The 16036-nt window shown below is 75.1% G+C and carries 17 protein-coding genes and 1 pseudogene; 9 read left to right on the plus strand and 9 right to left on the minus strand.

Annotation, left to right across the window (positions count from 1 at the left end; all coding sequences use genetic code 11):
* Positions 1-31: 31 nt before the first annotated feature.
* Positions 32-1288 carry an ATP-grasp domain-containing protein gene (locus FXF50_RS10420; protein ID WP_148427020.1) on the plus strand — a complete coding sequence of 419 codons (1257 nt, stop codon included), beginning with the start codon at positions 32-34 and terminating at the stop codon, positions 1286-1288.
* 6 nt (positions 1289-1294) lie between these two features.
* On the opposite strand, the gene FXF50_RS10425 is transcribed toward FXF50_RS10420, so the two are convergent.
* Positions 1295-1762: a GNAT family N-acetyltransferase gene (locus FXF50_RS10425; protein ID WP_148427021.1), complete on the minus strand. Its 468-nt coding sequence runs from the start codon at positions 1760-1762 to the stop codon at positions 1295-1297.
* Between the two features lie 64 nt (positions 1763-1826).
* Positions 1827-2774 carry a thiamine-phosphate kinase gene (locus FXF50_RS10430; RefSeq protein ID WP_148427022.1) on the minus strand — a complete coding sequence of 316 codons (948 nt, stop codon included), beginning with the start codon at positions 2772-2774 and terminating at the stop codon, positions 1827-1829.
* Between the two features lie 164 nt (positions 2775-2938).
* Here FXF50_RS10430 and FXF50_RS10435 point away from each other — a divergent pair, with 164 nt between their 5' ends.
* Both FXF50_RS10435 and FXF50_RS10440 read left to right on the plus strand, forming a co-directional pair.
* A complete protein-coding gene (locus FXF50_RS10435) occupies positions 2939-3172 on the plus strand; it encodes an Lrp/AsnC ligand binding domain-containing protein (RefSeq protein WP_013284547.1) in 234 nt (77 codons plus the stop codon).
* Positions 3173-3787 carry a DUF3515 family protein gene (locus FXF50_RS10440; RefSeq protein ID WP_148427023.1) on the plus strand — a complete coding sequence of 205 codons (615 nt, stop codon included), beginning with the start codon at positions 3173-3175 and terminating at the stop codon, positions 3785-3787.
* Positions 3788-3809: 22 nt separating this feature from the next.
* Here the strand turns inward: FXF50_RS10440 and FXF50_RS10445 are convergent, their stop codons facing one another.
* Both FXF50_RS10445 and FXF50_RS10450 read right to left on the minus strand, forming a co-directional pair.
* Entirely contained in the window at positions 3810-4904 is a 1095-nt protein-coding gene (locus FXF50_RS10445; protein ID WP_107078968.1) for a D-alanine--D-alanine ligase family protein, read from the minus strand.
* 286 nt (positions 4905-5190) lie between these two features.
* Positions 5191-5421 (minus strand): hypothetical protein, encoded by a 231-nt coding sequence (locus FXF50_RS10450; protein ID WP_148427024.1) that lies wholly within the window; start codon positions 5419-5421, stop codon positions 5191-5193.
* A 268-nt stretch (positions 5422-5689) separates the two neighbouring features.
* Between FXF50_RS10450 and FXF50_RS10455 the strand changes: the two genes are divergently transcribed.
* Together FXF50_RS10455 and FXF50_RS10460 are read left to right on the plus strand one after the other, a co-directional pair.
* Complete coding sequence (locus FXF50_RS10455; RefSeq protein ID WP_148427025.1) at positions 5690-6535, plus strand: helix-turn-helix transcriptional regulator; 846 nt, start codon at positions 5690-5692, stop codon at positions 6533-6535.
* Between the two features lie 5 nt (positions 6536-6540).
* Complete coding sequence (locus FXF50_RS10460) at positions 6541-6738, plus strand: DUF397 domain-containing protein (RefSeq protein ID WP_148427026.1); 198 nt, start codon at positions 6541-6543, stop codon at positions 6736-6738.
* Between the two features lie 25 nt (positions 6739-6763).
* Here FXF50_RS10460 and FXF50_RS10465 read toward each other — a convergent pair whose 3' ends face one another.
* The 5 genes from FXF50_RS10465 to FXF50_RS10485 form a co-directional block, all read right to left on the minus strand.
* Positions 6764-7816 (minus strand): ROK family protein, encoded by a 1053-nt coding sequence (locus tag FXF50_RS10465; RefSeq protein ID WP_148427027.1) that lies wholly within the window; start codon positions 7814-7816, stop codon positions 6764-6766.
* A gap of 110 nt (positions 7817-7926) precedes the next feature.
* Positions 7927-8718 carry a putative protein N(5)-glutamine methyltransferase gene (locus tag FXF50_RS10470; protein ID WP_148427028.1) on the minus strand — a complete coding sequence of 264 codons (792 nt, stop codon included), beginning with the start codon at positions 8716-8718 and terminating at the stop codon, positions 7927-7929.
* Between the two features lie 171 nt (positions 8719-8889).
* Positions 8890-10002: a cystathionine gamma-lyase gene (locus tag FXF50_RS10475; protein WP_148427029.1), complete on the minus strand. Its 1113-nt coding sequence runs from the start codon at positions 10000-10002 to the stop codon at positions 8890-8892.
* Between the two features lie 7 nt (positions 10003-10009).
* On the minus strand, positions 10010-11017 hold the full coding sequence (locus FXF50_RS10480) for an NAD(P)H-dependent glycerol-3-phosphate dehydrogenase (protein ID WP_091312560.1): 1008 nt from the start codon (positions 11015-11017) through the stop codon (positions 10010-10012).
* A gap of 76 nt (positions 11018-11093) precedes the next feature.
* Positions 11094-11819 carry a 1-acyl-sn-glycerol-3-phosphate acyltransferase gene (locus tag FXF50_RS10485; protein ID WP_148427030.1) on the minus strand — a complete coding sequence of 242 codons (726 nt, stop codon included), beginning with the start codon at positions 11817-11819 and terminating at the stop codon, positions 11094-11096.
* 109 nt (positions 11820-11928) lie between these two features.
* Here FXF50_RS10485 and cofC point away from each other — a divergent pair.
* The 4 genes and pseudogenes from cofC to FXF50_RS10500 form a co-directional block, all read left to right on the plus strand.
* Positions 11929-12561: pseudogene (cofC, locus tag FXF50_RS29785) on the plus strand (2-phospho-L-lactate guanylyltransferase); the annotation flags it as partial.
* Positions 12562-12573: 12 nt separating this feature from the next.
* Positions 12574-12771, plus strand: coding sequence for a cold-shock protein (locus FXF50_RS29790; protein WP_212838810.1), 198 nt, complete (start codon positions 12574-12576; stop codon positions 12769-12771).
* A gap of 54 nt (positions 12772-12825) precedes the next feature.
* Complete coding sequence (locus tag FXF50_RS10495) at positions 12826-15114, plus strand: RNA degradosome polyphosphate kinase (RefSeq protein ID WP_187399612.1); 2289 nt, start codon at positions 12826-12828, stop codon at positions 15112-15114.
* A gap of 40 nt (positions 15115-15154) precedes the next feature.
* Positions 15155-16036 carry an NUDIX hydrolase gene (locus tag FXF50_RS10500; protein WP_148427033.1) on the plus strand — a complete coding sequence of 294 codons (882 nt, stop codon included), beginning with the start codon at positions 15155-15157 and terminating at the stop codon, positions 16034-16036.

Here is a 16036-nt window from a genome sequence, read left to right on the forward strand (position 1 = left end):
TTCCGGCGCCAGGCGTGGGGAGGAACGACCGGTGGAGCTGGACCTGGGGCGGGAGCAGCTGGTGGTGGTCGGCGGGTCGTTCGGCTCGCTGCGCTGGTTCGCCCAGGAGCTGCCGCCGGGCAGCGTGGTCCTGGTCGAGGAGCCGGACGTGATCCGCCGCCGGGGCCTGGAGCGCTTCGCCGCCGGGCTGCCGATGGTCGCCCGGCTGGTGCCGGCCGAGTACCAGACCGGCTTCGACGCCGACGCCCTGCTCGCCCGGGAGCCCGGCCTCGCCACGGCCCGGCTGGTCCTGCCCGGCCTGGAGTACGCCGTCGGCGCCGCCGCCCGGCTCGCCGACCGGCTCGGCCTGCCCGGCGCCGGGGTGGCCGCCGCGGACGTGTTCTCCGACAAGCACCGGATGCGGCTGCTCGCCGACGCCACCGGCCTGGCCAACCCGGCGTACGAGCTGGTCGACGACCCGGCGCGGGCGGCGGAGTTCGCCCGGGCGCACGGCGGCCGGTGCGTGCTCAAGCCCACCCGCCGCTCCGGCAGCCTGGGCGTGCAGCTGGTCACCGACCCGGCGGAGATCGCCGCGTGCTGGGCGGCCAGCGCCACCCCGCCCGAGCCGGCCGAGGCCACCGAGCGTGGCCTGCCCACCGGGGTGCTCGTGGAGGAGCTGCTGGTCGGCTCGGAGCACAGCGTCGAGCTGCTGGTCGTCGAGGGCGAGACGATCTTCGCCAACGTCACGGACAAGCGGATCGCCGGCGGCCGGCACCCGGTGGAGACCGGGCACACCGTGCCGTCCGCGCTGCCGGAGACGCAGCGGCGGGCGTTGCGGGACGCGGCGGTCCGGCTCGCCGAGGCGGCCGGTTTCCGCAGCGGCATGCTGCACAGCGAGTGGATCCTGGTCGACGGCGTGCCGACGCTTGTCGAGTGCGCCGCCCGGATGCCCGGCGACATGATCACCGCGCTGGTCTCGATCGCCTACGAGGTCGACTTCATCGAGGCGTACCTGCGGGTGCTGCGCGGCGAGCGCCCCACGCTGCCGGCGCGGCCGACCGGCGCGGCGGCCGTCGAGTTCCTGGTCGCCCCGCCCGGCCGGGTCACGGCCGTGGACGGCCGGCGGGACGCCCTGCGGGTGCCCGGGGTGCTCGACGTGCAGGTCGAGGCGAAGGTCGGGGACCACGTGCCGGAGCTGCTCTCGTCGGCGCACCGCAGCGGGCACCTGCTGGCCTGGGGCGCCACCCCCGCCGAGGCGGAGAGCGCCGCCCGCAAGGCCGCCGGCGAGATCCGGATCACCGCGGGCTGACCGGGGTCAGAGCGGGCGGCCGTAGGAGAGGCAGCCCGGGGCGTCCTGGTAGAAGCCGAAGTTCGGGATCCGCTCGTAGCCGGCCGAGGTGTACATGGCGATCGCCTCGGGCTGCTTGTCGCCGCACTCCAGGATGATCCGCTTACGGCCCTGGGTCCGGGCGGAGTGCTCGACCGCCGCGAGCACCGCGCGGGCCACGCCCCGGCCGCGGACGGCCGGCGCCGTGTACATCCGCTTCAGCTCGGCCGTCTCGCCGTCGTCGCCGTGGCTGCGCCAGCCGCCGCAGCCCACCGGCTGCCCGTCGAGGTAGGCGACCAGGAAGGTGCCGGCCGGCGGCTCGAACTCGGCCGCGTCGACCGGCGTATCGTCGCCGCTGCCGCCGTACCGCGCCCCGAGGTCGGCCAGGGCCGCCCGGATCAACGCCTGCGACTCGGGCGCGTCGAAGCGCCGCACCCGGATCTCGATCTCGCTCACGACAGGCAAGCCTACGACCGGCCCCCGGTCCGCCCGGGGCCCGATGGCGCGCATCGGACGCAGATCACTCCGCCCGGCGGAAGTGGTCCCAGCCGGCGGCGCCCGCGAAGGGCGCCCCGTCCACGGTCACCCCGGCGCCCTCGGTCACCCGTCCGACCGGCCGCCAGCCCTCGGGCAGCGTCGCGGTCGCCGGGAAGGTCGCCGCCAGGGCGTGGTCGTCGCCCCCGGCCAGGATCCAGGTGTACGGGTCGACGCCGAGCGCCTGCGCCGCGTCGCGCATCTGCCGGGGCACCTCGAACGCCTCCCGGGTCAGGTCGACGGCCACCCCGCTGGCCTTCGCCACGTGCCCCAGGTCGGCCACCAGCCCGTCCGACACGTCGATCATGGCGGTGGCGCCGCGCCCGGCGGCCTCCGGACCGGCCGCGTACGGCACCTCGGGGCGACGAAACGCCTCCACCAGCAGCCGGGGGGTGCGGAACCCCCGGGACAGCACGGTGTAGCCGGCGGCCGCCCAGCCGGTGCGTCCCGCCAGGGCCACCACGTCGCCCGGGCGGGCCCCGGAGCGCACCACCGGCGCCCGGCCGGCCAGGTCACCGAGGGCGGTCACCGCGATGGTCAGCGTCGGGCTGGCCGACATGTCCCCGCCGACCACGCTCGCGCCCACGAGGGCCGCCTCCGCGCCCAGCCCGTCGGCCAGCTCCTCGGCCCAGGCCGGGTCGAGGTCGGCGGGCATGCAGAGAGCGACCAGCAGCGCGGTCGGGGTGGCCCCCATGGCCGCGATGTCGGCCAGGTTGGCCGCCGCCGCCCGGTGTCCCACGTCGCGGGCCCCCGACCAGTCCCGCCGGAAGTGCCGCCCCTCCACGAGCACGTCCGTGGAGGCCACCACCCGCCGGTCCGGCGCCGCGACCACGGCCGCGTCGTCTCCGGGGCCGAGCAGGCAGCTCTCCCCCTGGGCCAACCGGGCGGTCACCCGGTCGATCAGCCCGAACTCACCGACATTCGCGACCGTCATGCCGTCCCCTCGTCGCGCTCTTCCCGCTTGGCCGTCCCGCCACCACTACCCCGACGTGGGCCCGCTCACCGCATCCGGCCGGCGACCGATACGGATCAGGGCCGCTCCGTAGGGTAGTTTCACCCTTCGGGCCGCCCCAGGCGGCGACGGACGGAGGTCGAGTCGTGGTACAGGCGTACATCCTCATCCAGACGGAGGTCGGTCGGGCGCGTGACGTGGCCGGTCTGATCGCGGACCTTGCCGGCGTGGTGCGCGTCGACGCCGTCACCGGGCCCTACGACGTGGTCGTCCTCACCGAGGCGAACACCGTCGACGAGCTCGGCAAACTCATCGTCAGCAAGGTGCAGATGGTGCCCGGCATCACCCGCACCCTCACGTGTTCGGTGGTGCGGCTGTAAGTGGAAGAAGTCACGTCCTCCCCCGCTTCCGACGAGTCCGGCCCGGCGCGTCGCGACCGGTCGAACCGCAGCGCGGCGCTCTGGGCGACGCTGGTCGCGGTGCCGGTCACCCTGGCGGTGGCCGGGTTCACCTTCGCGAAGCTCGCCCCCGACACCCCGGCCGCCGAGCCGAGCCCGTCGGCGAGCGCCGTGCGGCCGCAGTCGACCACGCCGGTCGAACTGCCGGCCCCGGCCCTGGCCGAGCGCCCGGCCACGGTGTGCCGCGCCCTCGTGTCGCAGCTCCCGGCGACCGTCCGTGACCTGGCGCAGCGACCGGTCACCGCGGGCGCCGAGCAGAACGCCGCGTACGGCGACCCGGCGCTCACCGTGGCCTGCGGCGGCACGCCGCCGCTGGTGCAGCCCACCGACGAGGTCTGGTCGGTGAACAAGGTCTGCTGGCACGCCGTGCAGGAGGCGGACGCCACCGTGCTGACCACCGTCGACCGGGAGACCCCGGTCCGGGTGCGCGTCCCGAAGCAGTACGAGCAGCCGCTCCAGTGGGTCACGCCGATCTCCGACGCGGTGGTCGCCTCGGTGCCGGCCGCGAAGACGGCGCCGTCCGGCTGCTCCGCCTGACCGTCGCCGGCCGGCCGCGCAGTCAGCGGCCGGCGCGGCGCAGGGCGGTGCGGATGAGCCGGTTGACCAGCTTCGGATACTCCAGACCGCTGGCCGCCCACATCCGAGGGAACATCGAGGTCGGGGTGAAGCCCGGCATGGTGTTGATCTCGTTCAGGTAGACGTCCAGCTCCGGGGTGACGAAGAAGTCGGCCCGGGCCAGGCCCGAGCAGTCCAGCGCGGTGAACGCGCGGGTCGCGTACTCCCGCACCTGCCGGGTCACCTGCTCGGGCAGGTTCGCCGGGATGTCGTACTCGCAGGCGTCGTCGATGTACTTGGCCTCGAAGTCGTACCAGTCGTGGCCGGAGACCACCCGCACCTCGGCCAGCACCGACGCCTCCGGGGCGCCGCCGGCCTCGCCCTCCAGCACGCCGCACTCGATCTCGCGGCCCACGATCGCGCCCTCGACCAGCACCTTCGTGTCGATCTCCCGCGCGGTGGCGACCGCCGCGTCGAGCTGCGCCCAGTCGTCGACCTTCGTGATGCCGAACGAGGAACCGGCCCGGGACGGCTTCACGAAGACCGGCAGCCCGAGGCGCTCCTTGTCCTCCTCGGTCAGCGTCATCCCGGCCCGCAGCACCACGTACGGGCCGACCGGGATGCCCTCGGCGGCGCAGAGCTTCTTGGTGAACTCCTTGTCCATGGCGGCCGCCGAGGCGAAGACGTTCGCCCCGACGTACGGGATGTCGGCCATCTCCAGCATCCCCTGGATGGTGCCGTCCTCGCCGTACGCGCCGTGCAGCACCGGGAAGACCACGTCCACGTCGGCCAGCGCCACCGGGCCCTGGGTCGGGTCGAGCACCATGAGGCCGCCCACCGCCGGGTCGGCGCGCAGCACCAGCTCGGCGCCGGAGCCGGCGGTGATCTCGGGGAGCTTGCGGTCGGCGATGGCGAGCTGGCCGGGGTCGCCGCTGGCGAGCACCCACTGGCCCTGCCGGGTGATGCCGACCGGCACGACCTCGAACTCGTCGGGGTCGAGGGCGGCCAGCACGCTGCCGGCGCTCACGCAGGAGATGCCGTGCTCGGGGCTGCGGCCGCCGAAGACGATCGCCACGCGGGTCTTGCCTGGGGTGGTCACTGGAGTCACCTCTCCGTTCGCGACTGCGGCTGGCCGTGCTCGCCGGTGGCGCTCACCCGCTGACCTTACTGTGCGTGGCGAGCGCCGGCAGCCGATACCCGGGGAGACGACGCAGCGGCCGGCATCCGGTCAGTGACCCATATACGCGGAGTAACCGGGCGGCTCCGAGAGCGCAGAGGTGAATCGAGGCGGCGCGAGCGGTGGCGAGCCCGGGCGGCCGGTGGCGATCTGCCACCGGCCGCCCGGCTCCCCGCCCCCGTCACCGCGTCCCGGGGGCGGGCCCGGTTCAGTTCAGGTGGTCCGGGGTCCGCGGCCGGCGCCCGACCGCGATGACCTTGACCCGCTGCCGGCCGGCGCGGACCATGCCCAGCGCCATGAAGGCGCCGGCGATCCGCTCCGCCGCCTCGCGGTTGTTCGCGCCGACCACCTGCCGGCGGCGCTCGGGGCTGGTCCGCTCGTTGCGCCAGACCCCGTCGAGGGGGCGCACGTCGGTGAGGACCACGAGGAACCGGGTCATCCCCGTCCACCCCCGGCGTCGCGGGCCGTCGCCGTCATCGCGTCTCCTCCCCGTCTGGCGTGCCGGTACGGGCACGCGGCGATCGGGTCGTGGGGGAGTAAAACCCGATCGCCGCGCGCCCCATCCCCTCCGGTCGCTCACCACCACCGTCGCCACGACAACCGGCGGTGAGGACGCCGTCACAGATTGACAGGTGGACACGCGTGAATGCAACTCTCACCGGAGTTCTCTCATGCCCGACTTCCCATTGATGTGCGACCATCGATGCATGGCGCCGAAGACCGCCCGGGCCCGACGGCTCGGCATCGCCCTGCGGACCCACCGGGAGGCCGCCGGCCTCACCCTGGAGGCCGCGGCCGACGAGATCAACAGCACCCGCAGCACGCTGTCCCGCTACGAGAACGCGCAGACGCTGGTCAACCCGGCCACCGTGCGGGCGCTGCTCACCCTCTACGGGGTGGGCCCCGACGAGATCGCCGCGGCCGTGCAGCTCGCCAAGGACGCCCGCAAGCCCGGGTGGTGGGTCTCCTACTCGTACCTGCTGGACCGCCGGACCATCGACTTCATCGCCCTGGAGGCGGAGGCGACCGGGATCGCCAACTTCGAGCCGTCGGTGGTGCCGGGCCTGCTCCAGACCGCCGACTACATCCGCGGGGTCATGCGCGGCGGCCCGCACACACTCAGCGACGAGCAGGTGGAGCAGCGGGTCAAGCTGCGGCTCGACCGCCAGCAACGACTCACGGGTGACGATCCACCGATCCTCGACGCCATCATCGACGAGGGGGCGTTACTGCGCCCGGTCGGGGACCGGACGGTGATGGGGGGTCAGCTGCAGCACCTGTTGAAGATGGCCGAGCTGCCCAACATCACCGTGCAGGTGATCCCCCTGGCCGCCGGATACCACCGGGGGACGCGGGGGTCGCTGCACATCCTGGAGTTCGCGGATCCGGAGGACCCGATCATCGCCTCGGTGGAGACGGTCGCCGGGCAGATGGTGCTGGACCGGCCGGGCGACCTGCGCACCTGCACCAAGATCATGGAGCACCTGCGGACCGTGGCGCTGAGCCCGGCGGCCAGCCGGGACGAGCTCCTCCGCCTGCTGAACGAGAGGTAGAAGCGATGAACGGCACGAACAGCGGCCCCGCGGCGACCGGTTGGCGCAAGAGCAGCCACAGCGGCGATGAGGGCGCGTGCGTCGAGATGGCCCTGCTGCCGGAGGCGGTCGCGGTCCGCGACTCCAAGGACCCGGCCGGCCCGGTGCTGGTCTTCCCCCCGGCGGCCTGGGCCGCCTTCACCGGCGCCCCGCCGCGCCCCTGACCGGCCGCGGCGGCGACGCCACGGCTCAGCCGGCGACCAGCGGGCCGGCGGCGGCCCCGCCGCGGACCGCCTCCAGCGCCGCGACGGCCACCCCGCGCGCCCCGGCCATGTCCCGGTCCGGCACCAGGGCGAAGGAGGCCACGGCGCGCTGCTCGGCGCGGAGCACGGTGTGCTCCCGCACGGTGGCCAGGAACCAGTCGCGGAACTCCGGCGCGGCCTCCACCACCCCGCCGCCGACGAAGTACGCGTGCGGGTCGGTGAAGTTGGCCGCGATGGTGAACAGCCGCCCCAGCGCCATGGCCTGCTGGGTGAAGACCTCGCGGGCCAACGGGTCGCCCCGCTCGCCGTAGCCGCGGACCAGCTTCGCCGCCCGGGCCGGCTCCTCGGCGGCGAGGGGATGCTCCGGGAACCGGCCCAACCAGTACGGCAGCAGGTTGTTCACGATGGCGGTGAGCGAGGCGACGCTCTCCGCGTCCCCCGCGAAACCGCAGGCGCAGACCGGCACCGCCTGGCCGGGCGCGAGCAGCCCGTCGAGCGGGACGTGCACGTGCCCGAACTCGCCCGCCATGCCGGCGGCGCCGCCGACCACCCGGCCGCCCTCCACCACGCCGCCACCGAGCCCGGTGCCGACGATCGCGGCGACCGAGGAACGCTGCATCGCGTCGGCGCCGAAGTGCACGTGGTGCGCGTAGAGGGCCGCCGCGTTGCCGTCGTTGGCGTAGACCACCGGCAGGCCGAGCCGGTGCTCCAGCGCGCCGCGCACGTCGTAGCCGCGCCAGGCCGGCTGGGAGAAGTTGGTCGAGCCGCGCGAGGAGATCACCCCGGTGGCGCTGGCCGGGCCGGGCGTGTCCAGCCCGACCGCCCGGACCAGCTCGCGGGGCACCCCGGTCAGCGCCAGCACGCCGTCCAGCGCCCGGGCCAGGGCCTCGATCGCCGCCTCCGGCCCGGCCTGCACCTCGCTCGGGGTCTCCACGAGCCCGTCCACCAGGAACCGGCCGTCGACGGTCAGCACGGTGGCGTTGTTGCTCGTGCCGCCGTTGTCCAGACCCACCACCACCGGCACACCCGCGCTGCCCACCGCCACCGCCTCCCACCGAGCCTTGATCAGAGGCTAGTGGGCGGTGCGGCGTCCCGCCACGGTCGCGCGTGCCCGCCCGGTCCGGAACCGGGCGGGGTCAGGGGCGCGGCTCAGCCGGGCCGGCGGGCCGTGACGGCGGTGGCCTCCAGCTCGTCGTCGCGCACCACGGTCGGGCTCAGGCCGGCGTCGGCCAGGACCGCGCAGAGCGCGCCGGCCTGGCCGGCGCTCACCTCCACCGCCAGGTGCCCGCCGGGGGCCAGCCACTCGGCCGCGCCGGCGGCCACCCGGCGCAGCACGGCCAGCCCGTCCACGCCGCCGTCCAGCGCCACCGGCGCCTCGTACAGCCGCGCCTCGGGCGGCAGCATCGCCACCGCTCCGCTCGGCACGTACGGCGCGTTCGCCACCACCAGGTCCAGCCGACCCCGCCAGGCGGTGGGCAGGGGCGCGAACAGGTCGCCCTCGTAAACCGGGACGCCCAGCGGGTCGAGGTTGCGGCGGGCACACGCCACGGCGGCCGGGTCGAGGTCGGCGGCGGCCAGCCAGCGGGGTGCCAGCCGCCCGTGCAGCACCAGCGCAGCGGCGCCCGAGCCGCAGCAGAGATCCAGCACGGCGGGCGACGGGCCGGCCACCGCCGCGGCGGCGGCGACCAGCAGGGCGGTCCGCCCGCGGGGCACGAACACCCCGGGGTCGACGGCGACCCGCAGGCCGCAGAACTCGGCCCAGCCGAGCAGGTGCTCCAGCGGCAGGCCGGCGACGCGGCGGTCGACGAGGTCGGCCAGCGCCTCGGCCGAGCCGGCGGCGGCGATCAGCAGCTCCGCCTCGTCCTCGGCGAAGACGCAGCCGGCGGCGCGCAGCCGCCCGACGAGGGCGGGACGGTCGGGAGTGAACAGGGTGGGTGTCATGGCAGGCCTTTCGGGAACGCTCGTCGGCGCTCCCGGCGTCGCCTAACCCTGGGGCGACGCGGACTCGGAGGGAGCGCCGGTCCTCTGCTGGTGGATCGGTCTCACCTCCTCGAATCGGGGCCCGCGCGGGCCGCTGCTGCCCGTCACCCTAGTGGAGCGGCCACGCCGGTGTCAGGCCGCGTCCAGCGCGGCGGTCACGTCGGCCACCAGGTCCGCGGTGTCCTCGATGCCGCAGGAGAGCCGGACGAAGCCGGGCGGGGTGTCGTCCCCCCACTGGGCCCGCCGGTCGGCGGTGGTGTGCAGCCCGCCGAACGAGGTCGCGGCGGCCACCAGGCGGGACGCGTCGAGGAACCGGGCCACCCGGTCGGCGTCGCCCAGGTCGAAGGAGAGCACGCCGGGCATCCGTCGCATCTGGACCGAGGCCACGGCGTGGGCCGGGTCGGTCGGCAGCCCGGGCCAGCGCACGCCGGTGACGTCGGCGCGGCCGGCGAACAGCCGGGCCAGCGCCTCGGCGTTGGCGGTCTGCCGGCCCAGCCGCAGGTCCACGGTCGCCAGCGAGCGGTGGGCCAGCCAGCAGTCGAACGGCCCCGGCACCCCGCCGGTCGTCGTCCGCCAGGCGGTCACCGCGTCGAGCAGTTCCCCCGAGCGGGTCGCCACGTAGCCGAGCAGCAGGTCGGAGTGACCGGTGAGGGCCTTGGTGCCGGAGGCGACCACCACGTCGGCGCCGAGCTCCAGCGGGCGCTGCCCGAGCGGGGTGGCGGTGGTGTTGTCGACCGCCACGAGGGCCCCGGCGCCGTGCGCCGCGACGGCCAGCGCCGTCACGTCGGCCACGTCCAGGCCGGGGTTCGCCGGGGTCTCCAGCAGCACCAGCCGGACGCCCTCGAACGACGGGTACGGCCCGGCGGTCGGCACGAAGCCGACGCGCACCCCGATGCCCGCGAGGGTGTCGGTGGCGAAGGCGCGCACCGGGAAGTAGCCGTCGGCGGGCAGCAGCACGGTGTCCCCGGGGCGCAGCACGGCCAGCAGCAGCCCGGTGATGGCCGCCTGGCCGCTGGCGAAGACCCGGCAGTCGCCGCCCTCCAGCTCGCCGACGGCCGCCTCCAGCAGGCGCCGGGTGGGGTTGTCGGGCCGCCCGTACCCGTTGGGGGTCGCCGCCGGCCCCCGCCACGGGTCGAGGTGGTAGGGCGCCGCGAAGACCGGGCCGGGCAGGAAGGGCTGGCCCGGTTCCGGAGCGGGCAGCCCGGCGTGCACGCTGCGCGTGCCGTCCCCCCACTCGTCGGTCATCGCCAACTCACTCGTACGACTCGGGCTTCGCGGTCCGGCTCATGAGGGCGTCCACGGCGAGCCGCGGGTCCATCCCCTCGTGGCAGATCCGCTCGATCTGCTCGGTGATCGGCATCTCCACGCCGTGCGCCCGGGCCAGGTCGCGGATGGCCAGGCAGCTCTTCACGCCCTCGGCGGTCTGCCGGGTGGCCGCCTGGGCCTGTTCCAGGGTCTCCCCCCGGCCCAGGTGCTCGCCGAAGGTCCGGTTGCGGGCCAGGGGCGAGGAGCAGGAGGCGACCAGGTCGCCCATGCCGGCCAGCCCGGCGAAGGTGATCGGGTCGGCGCCCAGCGCCACGCCCAGCCGGGCGGTCTCGGCCAGGCCGCGGGTCATGAGCATGGCCCGGGTGTTGTCGCCGAAGCCCATGGCGGTGGCGATGCCGTACGACAGCGCGATCACGTTCTTCACCGCACCGCCCAGCTCGCACCCGATCACGTCGTCGTTGGTGTACGGCCGGAAGTACGGCGTCCGGATCGACGACTGGACCAGCGCGGTCCGGCGGCTGTCGGTGCCGGCCACCACGGTCGCGGCCGGCTGCTCGGCGGCGATCTCCGGCGCCAGGTTGGGCCCGGAGACGACCACCACCCGGTCGGCGGGCACCCCGGCGGTCTCCATGATCACCTGGCTCATCCGCTTCGTGGTGCCCAGCTCGATGCCCTTCATGAGGGAGACCAGCGTGGCGTCGGCGTCCAGGTACGGGGTCCAGTCGGCGAGGTTGGCGCGCAGCGTCTGCGACGGCACGGACAGCACCACCACCTCGGCCCCGGCGATCGCCTCCTCGGCGTCACCCGTCGCGGTGACCCGGTCGGGCAGGCGCACGTCGGGCAGGTAGTCCGGGTTGTGCCGCCCGGTCCGGATGGCCTCGGCCACCGAGGCGCGCCGGGCCAGGATGGTCACGTCCCGGCCGGCGTCGGCGAGGATCTTGGCGAACGCCGTGCCCCACGACCCCGCGCCGAGCACAGCGACATGCCCGCTCATGCCGTCGCCTCCCTGCGGTGGGCGACGACATGAGGCTCCAGCGCACTGAGCTGGCTGATTCGCTCGCTACGCTCGCTCATTCGGTCACCTCGGGGGTACGCGTCCGGGCCGGCCGCTCCCACAGCGGTGGTGGCGTGCCGCCGCGGATCTCGGCCACCAGGTCCCGGATCCGCAGCATGATCGTGTCGGTCATCTCCTCCAGGATCGCCCGGGTCGGCGTGGCGCCCGCCCACCGGCTCAGGTCGATCGGCGGACCGGCGACCACCGTCACCGGCGTACGCGGCCGCAGCCCGATGCGGGCGGTCCGCGGGTCGAACATCTTCTCCGGGCCGACCATGGCGACCGGGATCACCGGGGCACCGGTGGCCAGCGCCAGCCGGGCCGCGCCGGTTTTGCCCTTCATGGGCCACAGGTCCGGCTCCCGCGTGGTGGTCCCCTCCGGGTAGATCACCACCGCGCCACCCTCGTTGAGCGCGGCGACCAGCTTGTCCAGCGACTTGACCGCCTCGACGCTGCCGCGCTCGACCGGGATCTGCCTGCAGCGGTGCAGGATCCACCCGATCACCGGCACCTTGAACACGCTGGCCTTGCCGAGGAACTGCGGCCAGCGCCCCGAGTCGTAGATGAAGTGCGCGGCCACCAGCGGGTCCGCGTGCGAGATGTGGTTGGGCACGATGATGATGCCGCCGTCGCGGCGCAGGTGTTCCATGCCCCGCCAGGTGCGCCGCGTCCAGACGGTCAACACCGGCTTCACCAGCACCACGGCGAACCGTGGCCAGAATCCCAGCCTCCGCGGTGCCACCCTGCCTCCTCGTTCCGCCCCATGCGCGCACGCCCCGGGACGAAATCATGCCTGCTCGCCCCCGGTCCGGCCAGTGAGGGTACCGCCGGCCGACTGGCAGGATTGTCACGTGCCTGAGCCGACCTGGACCGTGGTGGTGCCGGTGAAGCGCCTCGGGGCGGCGAAGAGCCGCCTGCGCGGCGCGCTGCCCGGCGTACCCCATGAGGAGCTGGCGCTGGCCCTGGCGGCCGACACGGTCGGCGCGGTGCGGGCCTGCCCGGCGGTGGCCCGGGTGCTCGTGGTGACCGACGACCCCCGGGTGGCGGCGGAGGCCACGACGGCCGGCGCGGAGGTCGCGCCGGACCCGGCGGCCGGGCTGAACGCGGCCTTCCGGCACGGTGCGGCCGTGGCCGGCCCGCGCGCCGCGGTGGCCGGCCTGACCGCCGACCTGCCGGCGCTGCGCCCGGCCGAGCTGGCCACGGCGCTGCGGGCCGTCCCCTCCGACGGGGTACGCGGCTTCGTGGCCGACGCCCCGGGCAGCGGCACCGTCCTGCTCGCCGCGCCGCCCGGGGTGCCCCTGGCGCCCCGCTTCGGCCCCGGCTCCGCGGCGGCGCACACGGCGAGCGGGGCGCTGCCGCTGACCGGCGGCTGGCCCACCCTGCGCCGGGACGTGGACACCGCGGCCGACCTGGCCGCCGCAGCCCGGCTCGGCGCGGGCCCGCGCACCGCCGCGCTGCTGGCGCGGGCCGGCGGGGACGTCGGGTACGGTGCTGGCATGCAGGGCACGGTGGCCACCTACGACGCGTCGACCCGCAGCGGGGTGCTGCTCCTCGACGACGGCACCGAGCTGGCCTTCCCGGCCCGCGCCTTCGACGCCTCCGGCCTGCGGCTGCTCCGGCTCGGGCAGCGGGTCCGCATCGAGCGGGACGCCGCCGGCGAGGTCGTCCGGGTGACATTGCCGACGATGGCGTGACCCACCTGCCCCGAGTTCATTTTCCGTTCACCGTTGTCGGGGAATCATGAGGTGGTGAGCACCCCTCGCGAGCACCCCGACGGCCCCCGTAACCTCGTCGACCCCGGCGCGCCCCGCAACGGCGCGTCGACCCGCGGCGCCGACGGCCGGTTCCGCCGCGTCCGCCCGCCCGAGGAGAGCGTCAGCCCCGAGCCCGCGGCGGCGGCCTCCGCCGGGCTGGAGGAGTCGCTGGACCCGGTCGAGGGTCCGGGCCCGCAGGCGGAGCCCGCCGCGGCCCTGCCCCTGCCCGAGGACCGGTTCTTCAACCGGGAGCTCTCCTGGCTCGACTTCAACGCCCGGGTGCTGGCGCTGGCCGAGGACCCCCGCACCCCGCTGCTGGAGCGGGCCAAGTTCCTGGCCATCTTCGCCAGCAACCTGGACGAGTTCTACATGGTGCGGGTGGCCGGGCTGAAGCGCCGGCTCTCCGCCGGCCTGCCGGTACGCGGCGGCGACCGGCTGCCGCTGCGGACCCAGCTGGATCTGATCACCGAGAAGACCGCCGACCTGGTCTCCCGGCACGCCGCCTGCTTCGTCGACGACGTGCTGCCCAAGCTGGCCGAGGAGAACATCCGGATCCTGCGCTGGAGCGACCTCGACGACGCCGAGCGGGAACGGCTGCGCACCTGGTTCCGGGAGCACATCTTCCCGGTGCTCACCCCGCTCGCCGTGGACCCCGCGCACCCGTTCCCGTACATCTCGGGCCGGTCGCTGAACCTGGCCGTCTCGGTGCGCGACCCGGACGGCGGCTCGGAGCTGTTCGCCCGGGTGAAGGTGCCGAACAACGTGCCCCGGTTCGTGCGGGTGGCCCGCGACCAGCCGGGGGTGCGCTTCCTGCCGGTGGAGGACCTCATCTCGGTGCACCTCGGGCAGCTCTTCTCCGGCATGCAGGTGGTCGAGTGCCACCTGTTCCGGGTGACCCGCAACGCCGAGGTGGAGGTGGACGAGGACCGCGACGAGGACCTGCTCCAGGCCCTCGAACGGGAGCTGGCCCGGCGCCGCTTCGGCCCGCCGGTGCGGCTGGAGGTGGCCGCCTCCATCTCCGACCACATGCTGGAGCTGCTCGTCCGCGAGCTGGACATGGACGGCCACGACGTGCTCCGGGTCCGCGGCCTGCTCGACCTCTCCGCGCTCTGGCAGGTGTACGGCGAGGCCGACCGCCCGGACCTCAAGGACCCGCCGTTCGTGCCGGCCACCCACCCCCGGCTCGCCGAGGGCGAGGTGCCGCGCAGCGTCTTCGCCACCCTGCGGGACGGGGACGTGCTGGTGCACCACCCGTACCACTCGTTCGCGACAAGCGTGCAGCGCTTCATCGAGCAGGCCGCCGCCGACCCGGACGTGCTGGCCATCAAGCAGACGCTCTACCGCACCAGCGGCGACTCCCCCATCGTCGACGCGCTTGTCGACGCGGCCGCCGCCGGCAAGCAGGTGGTGGTGCTCGTCGAGCTGAAGGCGCGCTTCGACGAGGTGGCCAACATCGGCTGGGCGCGCACCCTGGAGCGGGCCGGCTGCCACGTGGTCTACGGCCTGGTGGGCCTCAAGACGCACTGCAAGACCGCGCTGGTGGTCCGCCAGGAGGGCAACCAGATCCGCCGCTACTGCCACATCGGCACCGGCAACTACCACCCGAAGACCGCCCGGCTCTACGAGGACTTCGGCATGCTCACCGCCGACCCGGAGATCGGCGCCGACCTCACCGACCTGTTCAACGTGCTCACCGGCTACAGCCGGCAGACCGCGTACCGGCGGCTGCTGGTGGCCCCGCAGGGCATCCGCAGCGGCCTGGTCGAGCGGATCGAGCGGGAGATCGAGCACGTCCGGCTGGGCATGCCGGGGCTCGTGCAGTTCAAGGTGAACGCGCTGGTTGACGAGGAGATCACCGACGCGCTCTACCGGGCGTCCCGGGCCGGGGTGCACGTGGACCTGCTGATCCGGGGCATGTGCACGCTGCGGCCCGGGGTGCCGGGGCTGTCGGAGAACATCCGGGTCCGCTCGATCCTCGGCCGGTTCCTGGAGCACTCGCGGATCTTCCGGTTCGGCAACAACGGCGACGCGGAGTTCTGGATGGGCTCCGCCGACCTGATGCACCGCAACCTGGACCGCCGGGTGGAAGCGCTCGTGCAGGTGAGCGACCCGGTGGCCCGGGCCGAGCTGGACCACGTGCTGACCGCCGCGTTCAGCCCCGAGGTGGACGCCTTCGAACTGGCCGCCGACGGGAGCTGGCACCGGCGTACCGGCAGCGACGACACGCCGCTGACCCACCTGCAGGACCTGCTGCTGCACCGGGTCGGCGGGAGGGCGGGCTGAGCGGACCACGGCGCGCTCCGGGCGGGCATACGGTGAGCGGATGACGGACGACGAGCCGGTGCGGATCCGGGCCGCGGGCGGGGTCGTCTGGCGCCCGGCGGCCGGCGGCGTCGAGGTCTGCCTGGTCCACCGCCCCCGCTACGGCGACTGGTCGCTGCCCAAGGGCAAGCTGGACGCCGGCGAGCACCCGCTGCGGGCCGCCGTCCGCGAGGTCGCCGAGGAGACCGACGTCCGGGCCGTGCCGCAGGTACGCCTGCCCACCGCCCGCTACCGCAGCGAGGGCCGACCCAAGTCGGTCGACTACTGGTCGATGCGGGCCGCCGCGCAGGGCGGCTTCCAGCCGGACACCGAGGTGGACGAGGTGGCCTGGTTCCCCGCCGACCGGGCGGTACGCCAGGTCAGCTACCCGCACGACGCCGAGGTGATCGCCGCGTTCGCGGCGCTGCCGCCGGTCACCGCCACCCTGCTACTGGTCCGGCACGCGCACGCCGGCAAGCGGGGCACCTGGACCGGGCCGGACACCGGCCGGCCGCTGGACGCCGAGGGGTGGGCCCAGGCGCAGGCCCTCGCCGCCCTGGTGGCGCTGGTCCGCCCCACCCGCCTGGTCTCCGCCTCGGCCCGGCGCTGCGTGCAGACCCTCGACCCGGCGGCCGCCCTGTTGGACCTGCCCATCGAGGTGGTCGGCGACCTCGACGAGCCGCGGCCCGGACAGCAGCCGGACGAGTGCGCCCTGGCCGCCGCGGCCCGGCTGTCCGCACTGGCCGCCGACGGGGAACCGGTCGCGGTGTGCAGCCAGGGCAAGGTGATCCCGGGCGCGCTGGAACATCTGACCGGCACCGCCGACAACTTCACCACCCCGAAGGGCGGCGGCTGGCTACTCGCCTTCACCGGCGACCGGCTGCTCGCGGCCGACCGCCTCTGA

The organism is Micromonospora sp. AP08 (assembly GCF_008085935.1).
GTDB classification, from domain to species: Bacteria; Actinomycetota; Actinomycetes; order Mycobacteriales; family Micromonosporaceae; genus Micromonospora; species Micromonospora chersina.